Below are 15,814 nucleotides of genomic sequence, written 5' to 3'. Positions count from 1 at the left end.
CTCCGGGTGTGGAAGCCGATCGGCGCATCATCCGCCTGATGGCATGGCTCGGACCGTCGTTCCCGGTCGGTGCCTACGCGTACTCGCACGGCATCGAGTATGCCGTCGAGGCCGGACTGGTCCACGACCAGGACACGCTGGCAACGTGGGTACGCGGCATTCTCCGGTTTGGCGCCGCGCGCGTCGATGCCGATCTCTACCGGGAGACCTGGCACGCGGTCCGGTGCGGTGACGCCGAGCGCCTGGCCGCGGTGGGAGCGCTGGGCCGGGCCATGCGCGGCACGTTCGAGATCGCGGCCGAGACCACCGCACAGGGCACCGCCTTCGCGGATACGGTTGCAGCGGCGTGGAACGGCGACGGTTCGGCGGACGGGCACCCGCCGCCGGTATATCCGATCAGCGTCGCCGCCGCTGTCGCCCGGGAGGACATCCCGGTTCGGGAGGGGCTGGCCGCCTACCTCCATGCAGTGACGGCGAACCTGGTGTCCGCCGGGATTCGGCTGATCCCGCTCGGACAGGTCGCCGGGCAGCGCATTCTGGCCGATCTCGAAGCGGACGTCCTCCAGGCAACGGACGAGGCGCTCGGCCGATCGTTGGACGACATCGGCTCCGCAGCAGTCGCCGTGGACTGGACGTCCATCCGGCACGAAACCCAATACACGAGGTTATTCCGATCATGACCACACCGTTCCGCGTGGGCATCGGCGGGCCCGTCGGCTCCGGCAAGACGGCCTTGCTGGACGGCCTGTGCAAGGCGATGCGCGACAGTTACGACATTGCGGCCATCACGAATGACATCTACACCCGTGAGGATGCCGAGTTCCTGACCCGCTCCGGGGCGCTCACCCCGGAACGGATCCAGGGGGTCGAGACCGGCGGATGTCCCCACACCGCGATTCGCGAGGACGCCTCGATGAATTTGGCGGCGATCGCGCAACTGGAGGCCGAATTCCCCGACCTCGACGTGGTGTTCGTGGAATCCGGCGGCGACAATCTCGCAGCGACGTTTTCGCCGGAACTCGCCGACCTGACCCTCTACGTGATCGATGTCTCGGCGGGCGACAAGATTCCGCGCAAGGGCGGCCCTGGAATCACCCGATCCGACCTGCTGATCATCAACAAGACCGATCTTGCGCCGCTGGTTGGCGCGGACCTTGAGGTGATGGACCGTGATACGAAACGGATGCGCGGTTCACGCCCCTTCCTGTTCGCGCAGGTGAAGCACGGCAAGGGCGTCCGCGCGGTGGCGGAATTCATCGTGGAGGCGGGGGGCCTCACGACAGAGCGTTAGGCACCGCTTCGTCACCAGGGCAGCGAATCACCCTTCCAGTCGAGGTAGGTGCCGTTCTGCGAAGGGTCGGCATCGGCGATCACCTGCGCGATGCCACGGGCTGACGTTTCCGTGTCGATGTTCGCGGACGGACCGCCCATATCGGTCCGCACCCAACCCGGATGCACGGCCAGCACCGTCACGTCCTTCGGGCCCAGTTCCGCCGCCAGCGTTCGGGTGATGCTGTTGAGGGCTGCCTTGCTGGCCCGGTAGATCGCCATGCCGCCCGACGTGTTGGCCGCGTTGGACCCCATGATCGAGGTCACGTTCACGATCAGGGCACCGGGAGGGAGCCGGTCCGCGAGGAGACGTGTCAGCAGGAGGGGTGCGACCGCATTCACGCGGAACACGTCATCGGCCATCTGGAAGTCTGCTTCGGACAGGTTGTCTCGAAGTTTGCCGCCCGCAATCCCCGCGTTGTTGACGAGAATATCGATCGTACCGTCGAGACTGGTTGCAAACGAATGCATGGCGACCGGGCTGGCGACATCGAGCCCCCGCACGGTGACGCCGTCGACATCGGCGAGCCCGGTGACTTCCGCCGGTTTCCGGCAAAGGGCAAGGACGTCGTGACCGCACCTAGCGAGCTCGATGGTGAGGGCGTGCCCGATGCCGCGGCTTGCGCCGGTGATCACTGTGCGGGGCATGCGTGAATCTCCTGAGAGGGACCGTCGCGCCTCTGCCGGCGATCGCCGCCGGGCCGGGTTCCCGGCCGCGGCGCCGGGTGCGTTGCGGAGCGGCCCCACAAAGAATAGCGTTGACCCATGTCGCAGACACCGTCAGAGAATTCGGACCAGTCACACCTCGCCGGCCAGCTGTTGGTGGCCATGCCGTCGCTGACGGATATGTTTTTCGAGCGGGCGGTCGTGTATCTCTGTTCGCATGCGGCCGAAGGCGCTGTCGGATTGGTCGTCAACCGCCCGGCCGATTCGCCACGGTTCGACAAGATCTTGAACGATTTGAACATCGAAGGTACCGACGCGGCGGAAAAGGTGCAGATTCACATGGGCGGTCCGGTCGAGCTGAACCGCGGGTACGTCCTGCACACCGATGACCTGAAGTACGAGAATTCGCAGCGCGTCGGGAGTTCCATTCTGCTGACATCAAGCGTGGACGTGCTCCGGGAAATCGCCAGCGGCGGCGGACCACGGCGGGCCCTGATCCTGTTTGGTTATGCAGGTTGGGGACCAGGTCAGCTGGATCACGAGATCATGCAGAACTCCTGGCTCAACGTGGCGGCCGACGAGGACCTGGTGTTTTCGGCGGATCATTCGGCAAAGTGGGAACGAGCGATCGGCGGCATCGGGGATACCGCGTCGGGTCAGCCGGTCGACCCTTATCGAATCTCGCCGACGGCCGGGAACGCCTGAGGGCGGCGAGGGGCGCTGACCTCGCGCCGGCGGTCTCTGCGGTTTGCCCCGGGCATCAGGGCGCGACAAGCGTTACCAAGCCTCGCCGGCACCCGCAGGTGCGGCTCAACTCGGCCGTAGTCCCGCCTGGACCAGTGACGCGGCGTCCAGACCCGTCTCCCGTCTCCGGTCTCGGGATTGCTCTCCATCCGTGACATCGCTGAGAGGAAGCATGCGACCTCCCGGCCCGGGCGCCAGCGGCTGCCCTCCGCCATCGTGAAACCACTGGCCTCAGCCGGGAAGCAGGCCGGCGCCCGGCCGGGGCCGCCCCTGCTCAGCTTCGGTTTCCGGCCGTTCTTCCTGTTCGGATCGCTGTACGCCGCGCTCCTGATGGGCCTTTGGCTGGCGTGGCTACGGGGATTCCTGGACCTCCCGACCGCGTTTCCGCCCGTCGCGTGGCACGCTCACGAACTCTTGTTTGGCTACGTGGCTGCGGCCATCACCGGTTTCCTGTTCACGGCCATCCCTGGCTGGACACGTCGCCCGCCTGTGTCGGGTTGGCTCCTCCTCGCCTTGCTGGGGTTGTGGGTTGTCGGACGCCTCGCGGTCAACCTATCGCCCCTGATCGGGTATGCCCCTGCGGCGGGCCTGTCCACCGCGTTCCTCGTGGCGGTCACGGCTGTCGCGGGACGGGAAATTGTTGCTGGCGGCAACTGGCGAAACCTGAAGGTCGTGGGCCTCCTGGCCGCATTTGCTGCCTCGCACGCGGTCTATTCCTGGGCCGTCTGGCGTGGCGGCGATCCAGCGATCGGCACTCGCATGACCATCGCGTCGGTGCTCCTGCTGCTGACGCTGGTTGCGGGCCGGATCGTTCCCAGCTTTACGGCGAACTGGCTGGAGGCGCGCGGCGAGACGGTGATGCCGGCCCCGCACGCACGGTACGATTCGGTCGTGGTCGGGATCGGCGCGCTGGGGCTCGCGCTGTGGGTCGTGGATGGCTGGATCGTCCCGGCCGCCATCGTCGGCGTGATCCTGCTGGGGTCGGCCGGCCTGCACCTGGTCCGGCAGTTGCGCTGGCGACCGCACCGGACCGTGGCCGACCCGTTGGTCGCGGTCCTGCACGGGGCGTATCTGTTCGTGCCGGTCGGGTTCGCGCTGGCCGGGCTCGCCCTGATCGCGGAACTGGAGGACGTCCATCGCGCCGCGGTCCACGCCTGGACGGTGGGTGCCTTCGGCACCATGACCTTGGCGGTGATGACGCGGGCAAGCCTTGGCCACACCGGACGGCCCCTTCGAGCTTCGCCGGCCACGGTGATCATCTACCTGTCGGTCCTGCTGGCGGCCGCGACACGGATCGCCGCCCCCCTGTTGCCAGCGTGGAGTCCGCTGCTGTCATCGGTGGCGGCTGTCGCATGGATTGCCGCCTTCCTCGGCTACGCCGTCGCGTACGGGCCGATGCTCCTGGCGCCGCGCCGGGCGGCGTAGCAACGTTCCGAGTCCTCCCCCAGGTGGGGCCGCTGACCGCACGCCGGGGCGTGCCGAACGTCGGGCCGAGCGGTATCGGACCGACCGCGTTCCTGCGAACGGCCGGCTCCTGCACCCCCTGTAGACTGGCCGTTCCTGCCGTTTCGGCCACATCATTGGGGAAATCAGGCTCATGCAAGCGAAGAACGCCGACTGGCTCGACCTGGTCCAGGAACAGGCACTGGAGCCTGAGCTGCCGATCTGTGATCCCCATCATCACTTCTGGGACCGTCGCGATGTGATGGTCCAGCCCCGCTATCTGCTGGATGAGATCCTGACGGACCTTGGCGGCGGCCACCGGGTGGTCAGCACGGTCTACGTCGAGTGCGGGGCAATGTATCGGTGTGGAGGGACGCCACGCACGCGGGTCGTAGGGGAGACGGAGTTCGTGAACGGCCTTGCGGCCATGGCGGCATCCGGGCTCTATGGGGAGACTCAGATTGCCGCCGCCATCGTCGGGACGGCCCCTCTCGACGAGGGCGACGGGGTAGCGGCCACGTTGGATGCGCAGATTGCGGCCAGCCCGGCGCGCTTCCGCGGCATCCGCCACGTGGTTGCCTGGGACGAGAGTCCCGAAACTCCGATCGCCCGTGCGGCGCCCCCGCCCGGCCTGATGGCGAGCGACGCCTTTCGCGCCGGCTTCCGGCACCTGGCACCCCGGGGACTGACCTTCGACCTGTGGTGCTACCACCCGCAGCTGTCTGAAGCCGTCGACCTGGTGCGTGCGTTCCCCGATCAGACGGTCATTCTCGATCACTTTGGCGGGCCGCTCGGCGTGGGGCCGTACGCGAATCGTGCCGACGAAGTCTTCGACGACTGGCGGGAGCGAATGGTAGAGCTGGCCGAATGCCCGAACGTTGTGGCGAAGCTCGGGGGGATCAATATGGAGGTGAACGGCTTCGGCTGGCACGGGCGCAGCCGTCCGCCATACAGCTGGGAGTTGATGGAGGCTACCCGGCGGTACTACGAGACGATGATCGAGCTGTTCGGCGTCAACCGCTGCATGTTTGAATCGAACTTCCCGGTCGACAAGGTCAGCTGCAGCTACACGGTACTGTGGAACTCGTTCAAACGGCTCGTCGCTGGCGCCTCGGAGGACGAAAAGCGGGCACTGTTCCACGACACGGCGACCAGGGTCTATCGGATCCAGCCTTCCGCCACTCCGTCGGATTGACGGCCACCGGCGCCGTAACTGGACGTCGACAGAACAGTCCGAGTGCGCATCGGAGGGGACGCCGGCGCGTCCGGCGGCGCTTGGACGGCCCCGACCCAATCGCAGCGCCGGCTGCAGGTGAGCGCCGTCGATGATGCGGTTCGACGGGCGGTCCAAGGCCGTCACGATGACCTTGTCGGCAGCCGTGTGACCGGCGTCGCCGCCGCACCGGGGACCAACGCAAACCGGCTCGACGGCCTCCGACTCCGGATGCACGGAGCCTCCCTGGTCTGCGGCTAGGCCGGTTCGTTGGGTCTCCCGAACGCGGCTTCCATCTCGCGGCGGGTCCTGACCGCTTCGTCCGTGTCCTGGACGGTGGCGTCGGACCACCGGAGGAGCTCGCCCTCGGCGATGTCACGGGTCAGCGGTACGCCGCTCGCCAGGCCAAGGGGCAACCCGCCGAACTCCAGCGAATCGATCGCGGGGGACTGCCGGCCCCAGACCATGTAGCCGCCTTCTCCGTCCAGCACTTCGCCCTTCTTGAGCGGCCGCTTCGCGCAGGCAATGACGTCGGAACGGAAACCCGTCGGCGATCCGGTCGGCTCCCCTCGGAGCGCTGCCGAAGCCACCGAGATGCCAAGTTCGAGCCCGATCATGTGCGTGGGGCGGTAGAGCGCGGCGTAATGGAACGTGCTGTCGGGAAGCATCCGGTACTCCTCGAAGCAATTCCGGACGTAATCGCCGTCCCCTTCGATCACTACGTAGGTGCCCACCATCAGGTCATCGCTGACCGGGGACATGTCCCGGTGGAGCGACGACACCACTTCGGTGGTACCGACATGCTCGGCCAGACCACCTGCGCTGGCGGGCTTCAGCAGTTCAGCGAGGTCGTAGCGTGAGCAGGGTGGGAAGGTGAGGCCACCAGCCTGCGGCGTGAGCCCGGTGGCGTTGCAGACCGCCGTCATCTCGATTCCGGACTTGGTCCCGTCGATGAAGGAATTGAACATCTTGGGATTCATGCCGCCGCGTTCGGCCTCTTCTTGGCTCAGGTGGTAGTTGTCCCAGACGGTATCGGGCGTCGAACGGTGGAAGTCCGGGTGGTAGCGCGTCCCCTTACCGGCGCAAACGACGTTGAACCCGCAGGCCCGCGCCCAGTCGACATGCTCGGCGATCAGCGCCGGTTGGTCACCCCACGCTAGGCTGTACACCACGCCGGCTTCTTCGGCGCGCCTCGCGAGCAGCGGCCCCGCGAGGACGTCCGCCTCGACGTTGACCATGACGACGTGCTTGCCATGGTCGATCGCCGCCAGGCAGTGGCGAATCCCCACCTTGGGGTCACCGGTCGCCTCGATCAGGACGTCAAGGGCCGGATGGGCAATCAGTGCCGACGCATCGTCATCAATCCGCGTCGTGCCGGTCTTGATCGCCTGGTCAAGATCCGCCGCCCCGGTCTGCTCTGCGCTCCAGCCGCCTCGCCGGCAGTTCGCGCGGGCCTTGCCGACGTCTAGGTCGGCGATGCCGACCACATGGAGGCCGCGCGTTCGACGGGCCTGCGCCAGGAACATGGTGCCGAACTTGCCGGCCCCAATGATGCCGACACGGACCGGATTTCCGGCTTCGGCGCGGGCTTCCAGAAGACGGGACAGATTCATGGTGTCGCTCCGGAGTACGAGTGCGTGTGGGTGCCGTCGGGCGCAGGTGCCTGCACGTCGGCCGACGTCGGCGGCCCCGGCTGGGGGTCGGTCGCGAGCAGTGCGTACAGGGCATGGTCCCGCCAGCGGCCGTCAATTTTCAGGTAGTCGCGGGCCATGCCTTCGCAGCGAAACCCCAGATTCTCGAGCAAGAGGCGACTCGGCCAGTTGGAGGTGACCGCGGCGGCCTCCAACCGGTGGAACTTCATCTGTCGGAAGAGCATCGGAATCAGGACCGTGATGGCTTCGCGCATGTAACCTTGGCGAGCATAGGGAGCCCCGATCCAATAGCCGAGCGACGCGGAATGCGCGACTCCCCGCTGCACGTTTGCCACGGTCACCGCGCCCAGCAGCGCACGGTCAGAGTTGCGGAAGATGTGAAAGGCATACCCCCGGTCTTCACGGGCCGCGAACACCTGGCCGCGGTACTGGCGGAGATAGGACGACCGGGTGCAGGTCTCGGGCCGCCACGATGGCTCCCACGACTTGAGGAACGCGTAGCTCTCCCTTCGCAGGGACACCCAGGCGTGCGCGTCGGATCGCCTAGGAGGCCGCAGGTACAGGTTCGGTCCCTCGATGCTGCGGGACGCGAACAGATCCCGAATGGCCGGGGGCAGCCGGATCACGCCGCGCCCGGCACCGGGGTCCCGAAAAGTGACCGGAGCGTGGCGTTGGTGGGGAGCCCGCCGAGGGGGCCGATCGCAGCGAGGGTCGGCTCGCTCGCGAGGACGCGCCGGGCGACGCGGCTCACGGCAGCGCGGTCGACGTCGGCAAGCCGCCGCAGGTGCTCGTCGACGGGGATGGGCCGACCGTGGATCCGAAGCTGGTGGGCCAGCGCCTCGGCTTGTCCGGCGCAGCTTTCCAGTCCCATGAGCAGGCCGCTTCTGGCCTGTGCCATCGCCCGGTCGAGCTCATCCGGCCGGACCTTGCCGGCCACTCCGTGGATCTCTTCGGCGGTGCGGCGAATCACCTCGCCGGCATCCTGTTCGGCGGTCCCTGCGTAGACACCGAAGATGCCACTGTCGTGGAACGAGCTTCCGAAACTGTGAATGTCGTAGGCGAGCCCGCGTTTCTCGCGCACTTCCTGGAACAGCCGGGACGACAGGCCACCACCGAGGATCGCGGAGAACATGGTCATGGCATAGAAGTCGGGATCAGCGTAGGCGACCCCCTCGAACCCGAGCACCAGGTGCGTTTGTTCCAGTTCGCGGGGTACCTCGCCCACCCCGCCGTGGTAGCGGGCCGGTGCCGGCGCGTCCGAGCGCGTGCTCCCGATGCCCTCGAACGCGGCAGCCCCGAGGTTCACCAGTGCCTCGTGATCGACTTCGCCCGCGGCCGCCAGGACCATCGCCTCGCCCCGGTAGTGCTGCTGCATGTAGGCGAGGAGGGTTTTCCGCCCGATTCCCGAGACGATCTCCGGGGTCCCGAGAATGGGCCGGCCAAGCGGCTGGTCGGGAAATGCGCACGTCTGGAAGCGGTCGAAGACGACGTCCGCGGGATTGTCCCGCGCCTCGCCGATCTCCTGGATGATCACCGATCGCTCGCGCGCCAGTTCCTCGTCGGCGAAGGTCGGATTCAGCAGGATGTCCGACAGGACGTCGACGGCCAGGGGGAACGCTCCCGGCAGGATGCGGAGATGGTAGGCGGTCTCCTCGCGCCCGGTGTAGGCGTTCATGTAGGCGCCGGCGGATTCCACTTCCTCGGCGATTTGCCGGGCCGTGCGCGTGGTCGTTCCCTTGAACGCCATGTGCTCCAGCAGATGGGAGATCCCGTTGCGCTCCTCCGGCTCATTGCGGGCGCCGGTGTGCACCCAGACCCCTACCGCAGCGGTGCGGGTGCCGGGGACGCTCTGGCTGGCGATCCGGAGACCGGACGGAAGGGTGGTGACTGCCGCTTCCGGCAAGGTGCCGTGGCTGTTCATGGCGCGGGTGCCGCGGCGGCGGCGGCCCGACGGAGATGGTCCGCGAGCCGCGTGTAGTCGGCCGGAAGGGTGGTCACACGTTCCGGCGCCTCCATGCAACGCGCCAGGGGTTCGGGCGTCTCGGGCTCTTCGTTCAAGGCCTGCCGGACGGCGTCCGGGAACTTTGCGGGATGGGCGGTTGCCAGCGCGATCACGGGAGCGGCAGTGGCGTGGTAGTTCCAGTCGAGAGCGCCGGCCAGGCGGGCGGCTGCGATCCCGACGGCGGTGTGCGGGTCGATCTGGACGCCGCAGAGGTCCCGGATGTCGCGCATCGTGTGAATGGTCTGGTCTTCCGTCACCATGCTTCCCTTGAAACGTTTCCCGGTTTCCGCACGTTCCCGGGCGGTCACGCAAATTGCCTGGCCGCGCGCAAGGCCTGCCAAGTCACGCTGCACCGCATCGGGCTGCCGATCACGAATCTCGTACAGTAGCCGTTCGAAATTCGACGCGACCTGGATGTCCATTGCCGGCGAGAGGGTGCGGTGGACCGTGCCGGGATGGTAGCGCCCGGTCTCGAAGAATCGGGCCAGGATGTCGTTGCGGTTCGTACCGACGATCAGGCCGGCCACCCCCAGCCCCATGCAGGCGGCCACGTGCCCGGCGTAGCAGTCGCCGAAGTTGCCCGACGGTACTGCAAACACCGGCGGCGGGCCACCGATTCGGTTGGCGGCGTGGACGTAGTAGGCCGCCTGCGCGGCGATCCTGCTCCAGTTGATCGAGTTCACGGCGAGGAGGCCGCATTCGCGGCGCAGCGCCTCATCGGCGAACGCCTGCTTGACCAGCGACTGGCAGGAATCGAACGTACCTTCGATGGCCACGTTGAACACGGCCGGGTCGTCGACGGTGGTCATGAGGCGTCGCTGCAGCGGGGCGATCCGGCCCTCGGGATGCAGGACGACGATCGCCATCGCGCGACGACCGCGGCAGGCCTCGATGGCGGCTGCGCCGGTGTCGCCCGAAGTCGCGCACAGGACCAGTGCCCGCCGGCCGTCGAGCTCCAGGAAGCGGTCGAAGAGACGGGCGAGGACCTGGAGCGCGAAGTCCTTGAAGGCGAGCGTGGGGCCATGGAAGAGCTCGAGCAGGTGGAGCCCGTCCCGAAGCCCGCGCACCGGCGCCACCTCCGGGTGCGAGAACGTCCGGTACGCATCGGCGGCAAGTTCGGAAGACGCGCCGATTGGGAGCGAATCGCCGCTTAGCCGGGTGAGGACATGCGCCGCAGTCTCGACGTACCCGGCGCCGGCCGTGCGCCGGAACAGCGGCTCCGACTCCGGCCAGCGGTCGGGCATGAAGAGTCCGCCGTCCGGCGCGAGGCCGGACAACGTCGCGGTACGGAAGTCCACCGGGCCCGACCCACGGGTGCTGACATACCGGAGGGGAGAGTGGTCCTCAATCATCGTTCACGGAACACGTACCAGCCGACCATGGCGTAGGAGACGACCAGCAGCGCGCCGACCAGCTGGTGCGACAACGCGATCCAGAGCTCGGGTTCGCTGGTCGCCGTCACCAGGCCCAGCAGCGCCTGCAGTACGAAGACCACCGGGGTGGCGGCTGCCCAGCTGAAGGCCACGGCGGCCTGACGTCGGGGCAGCCGCGCCAGCAGCACCAGGGCCGGGACGACGGTCGCAAGGGCGAGCAGCCGATGGACGATATGGAGCAGGACGTCCGGGTTCGCGTAGTGGGCCTGGTTCCATGGACTGCCGCAAAGCAGCCAGTCGGGGCAGGCATGCGCCGCCCCTGACTTGGCGAGAAACGCGCCGGCCCCGGCCGTTGCGATGGCCACGGCCGTTCCGACCCAGGCGAGCTGCTTGCAGTCCGGAGGCAGGATCCGGGAAAGCACACGGGCTCTTCGGGGTCCGGTGGAAGAGCCCACGAGCGCCACGAGCAGGATCAGCGCGATCACGAGATGGACGGTGACGGACCACGGGCTGTTCCGGTCGAAGACGGTGAAGGCGCCCAGGATCGCCTGGATCACGACCAGCACGACGGCGGCTCCGCCGAGGAGCCGGTGCTTCGGGGTCTGCGCGGTCAGCAGGACCAGGAGCACGAGTGGAGCGACGAAGACGGCCGCATTGACGCGATGGATCCACTCGAGCCAGACCTGCCAGTGCTCGTAGGCGAGATCCGGAACGGTTTCGAGCGCCTGCACGGTCGGCAGCCAGAAACCGTGGCACAGTGGCCAGTCGGGGCAGCTCAGGCCTGAGCCGGTCAGACGCACGGCGCCCCCCAGCACGATCTGCACCAGGACGAAGACGATGGCTAGGTAGCTGGCCAGCCTCATGCGGGCGGAGTCCTGCGCGCGCCTCGTGCCGCGCTTCGGCCGGCCGGGAACTGGCCGCCGGCCCCGCAAGCGAGGGTCGCCGCAACCTGCGTCACGTGACGTCGCCAGCGCGCCGCTGTCGGGAATCACCGGCGCGGCGACCCAGCACGGAGACACAGGCGGCGAGGACGCCCGCAAGGCCGTACCAGGTCAGCGCGTACTCGAGGTGGGTATTGCGGATGGACACGTTGGTCTGTCCGCCCTCCGGCCATCCCCCGGGATTGCGCGACGGGCCGGCGTCCAGGACGTAGCCGGCCAGTTCCAGGCCGGTTGCCTCCCCCATGGCCGCGAGATCGATCGAATACCAGCTGCCGCCGGCGGGATCATTGTCCGGGACGAACGGGCCCGGCGGGTGCTGCAGCCGGAGGAGGCCCTCCACCCGGACAGGGCCGGACGGGTTTCCAGCGCGCCGGGTGGCCGTAGGCTCAAATTCCACCGGCACGAATCCCCGGTTCACCAGAACTGCCGGAGCACCCGGACGCGCGAGCGGCGTGAGAACGTGAGCGCCGGCGACGCCCGCCCGGGTCCGGGGAATGAGGAGGTGTTCAAGGTCGTGCTTGAACACGCCGTCCGCATAGACGGGCGTGTACTCGGGAAGGTCGGGGGCGTTTTCCGGGGCGGCGACCGGCGTTGCCCCCGCCCGCGCGGTGATATCGGCCAGAAGCGCTTCCTTCCAGCGGAGCCGCTCCATTTGCCATGTGCCCAGGCCGAGCAGGATCAGGAAGGCCGATGCGATCGCGGTGCCCTGGAGAATCCGGTTGTCGCGGAGCCGCGCCGGCTCAGCCGACATCAGGCTTCCGATCGTCGTCCAGCAGGTCGTGTCGGACGTGACTGGCGAGGAGCAGGGCCCGCACCGGACGCAGGAGGCCGACGGTTGCGCCGAGAATCACCGGCGTCCAGACCATGGCATGGACCCAGACCGGCGGGCGCAGCCACGCGTCGAGCGCAAATGCTCCGCCGGTAGCGAGCGCGCCGACGACGAGCATGATGAACCAGGATGCCCCGTCGCCGACGTTGGCGCTGCCCAGGCGGATTCCGCAGCTGGGGCAGGCGTCCACGAACTCGGTCAACCCCCGGAAGCAGCGTCCCTTGCCGCAGGCCGGGCACCATCCCCTGAGCGCTCGGCCCGCCGCCGTGCCGGCCGCCGTCCCGGGGCGGTGGCTGAGACCTCCGGACGTTAGTGGGTAACTCCCCCGGAGCCGCCCCACCAGTAAATGGAGAAGAAGAGGAACAGCCAGACCACGTCCACAAAGTGCCAGTACCAGGCGGCCGCCTCGAAGCCGAAGTGCTGCTCCGGCTTGAAATGCCCGACGATGGACCGGCCGAGGCACACGATCAGGAAGATGGACCCGATCAGGACGTGGGCCCCGTGAAAGCCCGTGGCCATGAAGAAAGTGGAGCTGTAGATGCCGTCGGTGAAGGCGAACGGGGCATGCGCGTACTCGTAGGCCTGCACGGCGGTGAAGGCGACGCCGAGCGCGACGGTCACAAGGAGTCCCTGGATGAGCCCCGACCGTTTTCCCTCGCGCAGCGCATGGTGGGCCCAGGTCACGGTCGCGCCCGAGGTCAGCAGGATGATCGTGTTGAGGAGCGGCAGGTGGAACGGGTCGAAGACCTCGACGCCGGTCGGTGGCCAGGTCCCGCCCGTGAACGTGACCCGGGCGACCTGCTGGGCCTCGTCGGCAAACAGGCTGGCGTCGAAGAACGCCCAGAACCACGCGACGAAGAACATCACCTCGGAGGCGATGAACAGGACCATTCCGTACCGCAGCCCGAGCTGGACAGTGGGCGTGTGATGGCCCTCATGTTCCGCCTCGCGCACCACGTCCCGCCACCAGACGAACATCGTGAACGCCACCAGCAGCGTTCCGACCGCCAGCACGGCGCTGCCGTAAGCGAGTTCGTGCATGTACATGAGGCCGCCCACCGCGAGCGTGAGGGCGCCGAGCGCACCCACCACCGGCCACGGGCTCGGGGAGACAAGGTGATAGGGATGGGCGTGCTGGCTCATGGATGGCTCCCGCGAAGTGATTCCTCAGGGCTGCTGGCGGCAGCCGCCGGCACCGGGGCTGCAAAAGCGACTGTTGGGTCCGGGTTCGTCTCGTCTGCGCCGAAAAACGTATAGGAGAGGGTGACGGCCGTCACCTCCCGCGTTGCGCGATCAGCGGCGATCTCCGGGTCGACGTAGAACGTGAGCGGCATGTCGACCGTCTGGCCGGGGTCGAGTCGCTGCTCCTCGAAGCAGAAGCAGTCGATCTTCTGCACGTACTGACCGGCCTTCAGAGGGGTGACGTTGAACGTTGCGGTGCCGGTCACCGGTTCGGTGCCGTCGTTCGTGGCCCGGTAGAAGGCGAGTACCGACGCGCCGGCCTCCACGGTCAATTGCCGCTCGACCGGTTCGAAGCGCCACGGCAGCCCGGGCGCCACGTCGGCGTTGAATCGCACCGTGACCGCGTGGCCGGCGCCCCCTGGCGCGCTGGCCGCAACACCGGGGGTACCGGCGAATCCGGTGACCCGGCAGAAGAGGTCGTACAACGGGACGGCGGCGAAGCTGAGCCCGGCCATCACGACGACCGCCACCACCACCATCCCGCCGACGGCGTGGTTGCGGTTCATGTCCCGGCGCCCATGCGGATCAGCGAGACGGCGTAGAACACCGCGATCAGCATCACGATGAGGCCGGCCAGCGCCAGGTTCTTGCGGCGCGTCCTGGGATCCTGGCGGGGCACGTCAAGAACCCGTCAGCAGGCGGTCGAGCGGCATCAGCAGGAACAACAGGAACAGGTAGGCAATCGAATACCAGAACATTCGCATTTCGCTGCCCGCGCGCCGTCGGCAAATCGTGAAGGCGTGCCACAACAATCCCGCGCCCAGCACGCAGGCACCCACACCGTAGACGGCGCCGAGTTCGCCCAGGACATACGGCAGCATCGTCACCGCCACAGTGGCCGCGCTGTAAACCAGAATGCCCCGCCGAGTTGCGGCGGCGCCCCGCGTTACCGGCAGCATCGGCACGCCGGCGCGCGCGTAGTCGTCGGCGCGAACGAGCGCCAATGCCCAGAAATGGGCCGGCGTCCAGAGGAAGATGACGGCAAACAGGATCAGGGGCAGCGGCGCCAGCCCGCCGCCGCTGGCGGCGACCCAGCCGATCACGGGCGGCAGCGCGCCCGCGGCGCCGCCGATCACGATGTTTTGTGCAGTCGAGCGCTTGAGCCAGCAGGTGTAGACGAAGACGTAGAAGAGGCTGCTGGCCAGCAGCAACGCCGCGGCGGCCCAGTTGGCCGCGAGCCCCATCAGCAGCACCCCGAATATCGACAGAGTCACGCCGAAGGCCAGCGCCTCGGCGGCCGGGACCCGGCCCGCGGGCACCGGCCTCGTCTTCGTGCGCTCCATGACCGCGTCGATATCGCGATCGAACCACATGTTGATGGCGCCGGCTCCGCCCGCCCCGAGCGCCAGGGCGATCAGCGCCGCGACTGCCAGAACCGGGTGAAGCGTGGCCGGTGCCAGTGCCATCCCCACGATGCCGGTGAAGACCACCAGCGACATCACGCGCGGCTTGGCGAGCGCGAAAAAGTCGCTGATGTCGCCGCCCGCCCGGTAGGCGACCGGGCGGGACATGTCCGGCACCGCTCGGAGTCCTAGCGGATGGTCGGCAGGGTTTCGTAGGTGTGGAACGGCGGCGGTGAAGCCGTCTTCCACTCCAGCGTGTCCGCGCCTTCGCCCCAGGGATTCTCGGGACACTTCTCCCCCGCTTGGAAGGTCCGGGCGATGATGACGATGAACCAGACGATCGATACCGCCGAGATCCATGCGCCGAGCGACGCCACCATGTTCCATCCCGCGAAGGCGTCCGGGTAGTCGGCGATCCGCCGCGGCATGCCCTGCAGGCCGAGGAAGTGCATCGGGAAGAACGTCAGGTTGACGCCGACGAACAGGAGCCAGAAGTGCACCTTCCCCATCCACTCGGGGTACTGCCGGCCCGACATCTTGCCGATCCAGTAGTAGAACCCGGCGAACAGCGCGAAGACGGCGCCCAGCGACAGCACGTAGTGGAAGTGTCCGACCACGTAGTAGGTGTCGTGCAGCACCGTGTCGATGCCGGCATTGGCGAGCACCACGCCGGTGACCCCGCCCACCGTGAACAGGAAGATGAAGCCGATCGCAAACAGCATCGGTGTTCGGAACTCGATGGACCCGCCCCACATCGTGGCGATCCAGCTGAAGATCTTGATGCCGGTTGGTACCGCGATCACCATCGTTGCCGCGGTGAAGTAGGCCTTCGTGTTGACGTCGAGCCCCACCGTGTACATGTGGTGCGCCCACACCAGGAAGCCGATGAAGCCGATCGCGACCATCGCGTAGGCCATCCCGAGGTAGCCGAACACCGGCTTCCGCGCGAAGGTGGCGACCACCTGGCTGACGATGCCGAAGCCGGGCAGGATGAGGATGTAGACCTCCGGGTGCCCGAAGAACCAGAACAGGTGCTG

17 protein-coding genes are annotated in these 15,814 nt (G+C 67.8%); 5 read left to right on the top strand and 12 right to left on the bottom strand.

Features of this window, described 5'->3' with window-relative positions; translation table 11 throughout:
• Positions 1–8 precede the first annotated feature (8 nt).
• Entirely contained in the window at positions 9–680 is a 672-nt protein-coding gene (locus OXH60_03860) for an urease accessory protein UreF (protein ID MDE0711252.1), read from the top strand.
• The gene (gene ureG / locus OXH60_03855; GenBank protein ID MDE0711251.1) at positions 677–1,291 is read left to right on the top strand and encodes an urease accessory protein UreG; all 615 of its coding nucleotides are present in this window, start codon (positions 677–679) and stop codon (positions 1,289–1,291) included. The genes OXH60_03860 and ureG overlap by 4 nt, the downstream gene beginning before the upstream one ends.
• Positions 1,292–1,302: 11 nt before the next feature.
• Here ureG and OXH60_03850 read toward each other — a convergent pair whose 3' ends face one another.
• Entirely contained in the window at positions 1,303–1,977 is a 675-nt protein-coding gene (locus OXH60_03850; GenBank protein MDE0711250.1) for an SDR family oxidoreductase, read from the bottom strand.
• 117 nt (positions 1,978–2,094) lie between these two features.
• Here OXH60_03850 and OXH60_03845 point away from each other — a divergent pair, with 117 nt between their 5' ends.
• The 3 genes from OXH60_03845 (at position 2,095) to OXH60_03835 (ending at position 5,377) form a co-directional block, all read left to right on the top strand.
• A complete protein-coding gene (locus tag OXH60_03845; protein MDE0711249.1) occupies positions 2,095–2,700 on the top strand; it encodes a YqgE/AlgH family protein in 606 nt (201 codons plus the stop codon).
• A gap of 255 nt (positions 2,701–2,955) precedes the next feature.
• A complete protein-coding gene (locus OXH60_03840) occupies positions 2,956–4,164 on the top strand; it encodes an NnrS family protein (protein MDE0711248.1) in 1,209 nt (402 codons plus the stop codon).
• A gap of 172 nt (positions 4,165–4,336) precedes the next feature.
• A complete protein-coding gene (locus OXH60_03835; GenBank protein MDE0711247.1) occupies positions 4,337–5,377 on the top strand; it encodes an amidohydrolase family protein in 1,041 nt (346 codons plus the stop codon).
• A 275-nt stretch (positions 5,378–5,652) separates the two neighbouring features.
• Here the strand turns inward: OXH60_03835 and OXH60_03830 are convergent, their stop codons facing one another.
• From OXH60_03830 to OXH60_03780, 11 genes are all read right to left on the bottom strand, one after another.
• Complete coding sequence (locus OXH60_03830) at positions 5,653–7,008, bottom strand: Gfo/Idh/MocA family oxidoreductase (protein MDE0711246.1); 1,356 nt, start codon at positions 7,006–7,008, stop codon at positions 5,653–5,655.
• The gene (locus OXH60_03825; GenBank protein MDE0711245.1) at positions 7,005–7,673 is read right to left on the bottom strand and encodes a GNAT family protein; all 669 of its coding nucleotides are present in this window, start codon (positions 7,671–7,673) and stop codon (positions 7,005–7,007) included. Before OXH60_03825 ends, OXH60_03830 begins: the two co-directional genes overlap by 4 nt.
• Entirely contained in the window at positions 7,670–8,968 is a 1,299-nt protein-coding gene (locus tag OXH60_03820; protein MDE0711244.1) for a pitrilysin family protein, read from the bottom strand. Before OXH60_03820 ends, OXH60_03825 begins: the two co-directional genes overlap by 4 nt.
• The gene (gene thrC, locus OXH60_03815) at positions 8,965–10,401 is read right to left on the bottom strand and encodes a threonine synthase (GenBank protein MDE0711243.1); all 1,437 of its coding nucleotides are present in this window, start codon (positions 10,399–10,401) and stop codon (positions 8,965–8,967) included. Before thrC ends, OXH60_03820 begins: the two co-directional genes overlap by 4 nt.
• The gene (locus OXH60_03810; GenBank protein ID MDE0711242.1) at positions 10,398–11,285 is read right to left on the bottom strand and encodes a COX15/CtaA family protein; all 888 of its coding nucleotides are present in this window, start codon (positions 11,283–11,285) and stop codon (positions 10,398–10,400) included. The genes thrC and OXH60_03810 overlap by 4 nt, the downstream gene beginning before the upstream one ends.
• Before the next feature lie 91 nt (positions 11,286–11,376).
• Positions 11,377–12,114: an SURF1 family protein gene (locus tag OXH60_03805; GenBank protein ID MDE0711241.1), complete on the bottom strand. Its 738-nt coding sequence runs from the start codon at positions 12,112–12,114 to the stop codon at positions 11,377–11,379.
• Complete coding sequence (locus OXH60_03800; GenBank protein ID MDE0711240.1) at positions 12,104–12,394, bottom strand: DUF983 domain-containing protein; 291 nt, start codon at positions 12,392–12,394, stop codon at positions 12,104–12,106. The genes OXH60_03805 and OXH60_03800 overlap by 11 nt, the downstream gene beginning before the upstream one ends.
• 107 nt (positions 12,395–12,501) lie before the next feature.
• Entirely contained in the window at positions 12,502–13,335 is an 834-nt protein-coding gene (locus OXH60_03795; protein MDE0711239.1) for a cytochrome c oxidase subunit 3, read from the bottom strand.
• Positions 13,332–13,940 carry a cytochrome c oxidase assembly protein gene (locus OXH60_03790; GenBank protein MDE0711238.1) on the bottom strand — a complete coding sequence of 203 codons (609 nt, stop codon included), beginning with the start codon at positions 13,938–13,940 and terminating at the stop codon, positions 13,332–13,334. The genes OXH60_03795 and OXH60_03790 overlap by 4 nt, the downstream gene beginning before the upstream one ends.
• A 114-nt stretch (positions 13,941–14,054) precedes the next feature.
• Positions 14,055–14,945, bottom strand: a complete 891-nt coding sequence (locus OXH60_03785) for a heme o synthase (GenBank protein MDE0711237.1) — start codon at positions 14,943–14,945, stop codon at positions 14,055–14,057.
• 20 nt (positions 14,946–14,965) lie between these two features.
• On the bottom strand, positions 14,966–15,814 hold an 849-nt coding region (locus OXH60_03780), incomplete at its 5' end, for a cbb3-type cytochrome c oxidase subunit I (protein MDE0711236.1).

Source organism: Rhodospirillales bacterium (assembly GCA_028824295.1).
GTDB lineage: Bacteria > Pseudomonadota > Alphaproteobacteria > TMED109 > TMED109 > VXPW01.
This window is presented reverse-complemented; position numbering and strand designations above follow the sequence as displayed.

What these genes read in the sequence shown, in the direction of transcription:
- ureG (MDE0711251.1), top strand. Translation starts at nt 677, where the DNA reads ATGACCACACCGTTCCGCGTGGGCATCGGCGGGCCCGTCGGCTCCGGC.
- OXH60_03850 (MDE0711250.1), bottom strand. Translation starts at nt 1,977, where the DNA reads ATGCCCCGCACAGTGATCACCGGCGCAAGCCGCGGCATCGGGCACGCC.
- OXH60_03845 (MDE0711249.1), top strand. Translation starts at nt 2,095, where the DNA reads ATGTCGCAGACACCGTCAGAGAATTCGGACCAGTCACACCTCGCCGGC.
- OXH60_03835 (MDE0711247.1), top strand. Translation starts at nt 4,337, where the DNA reads ATGCAAGCGAAGAACGCCGACTGGCTCGACCTGGTCCAGGAACAGGCA.
- OXH60_03830 (MDE0711246.1), bottom strand. Translation starts at nt 7,008, where the DNA reads ATGAATCTGTCCCGTCTTCTGGAAGCCCGCGCCGAAGCCGGAAATCCG.
- OXH60_03820 (MDE0711244.1), bottom strand. Translation starts at nt 8,968, where the DNA reads ATGAACAGCCACGGCACCTTGCCGGAAGCGGCAGTCACCACCCTTCCG.
- thrC (MDE0711243.1), bottom strand. Translation starts at nt 10,401, where the DNA reads ATGATTGAGGACCACTCTCCCCTCCGGTATGTCAGCACCCGTGGGTCG.
- OXH60_03810 (MDE0711242.1), bottom strand. Translation starts at nt 11,285, where the DNA reads ATGAGGCTGGCCAGCTACCTAGCCATCGTCTTCGTCCTGGTGCAGATC.
- OXH60_03805 (MDE0711241.1), bottom strand. Translation starts at nt 12,114, where the DNA reads ATGTCGGCTGAGCCGGCGCGGCTCCGCGACAACCGGATTCTCCAGGGC.
- OXH60_03795 (MDE0711239.1), bottom strand. Translation starts at nt 13,335, where the DNA reads ATGAGCCAGCACGCCCATCCCTATCACCTTGTCTCCCCGAGCCCGTGG.
- OXH60_03790 (MDE0711238.1), bottom strand. Translation starts at nt 13,940, where the DNA reads ATGAACCGCAACCACGCCGTCGGCGGGATGGTGGTGGTGGCGGTCGTC.
- OXH60_03785 (MDE0711237.1), bottom strand. Translation starts at nt 14,945, where the DNA reads ATGTCCCGCCCGGTCGCCTACCGGGCGGGCGGCGACATCAGCGACTTT.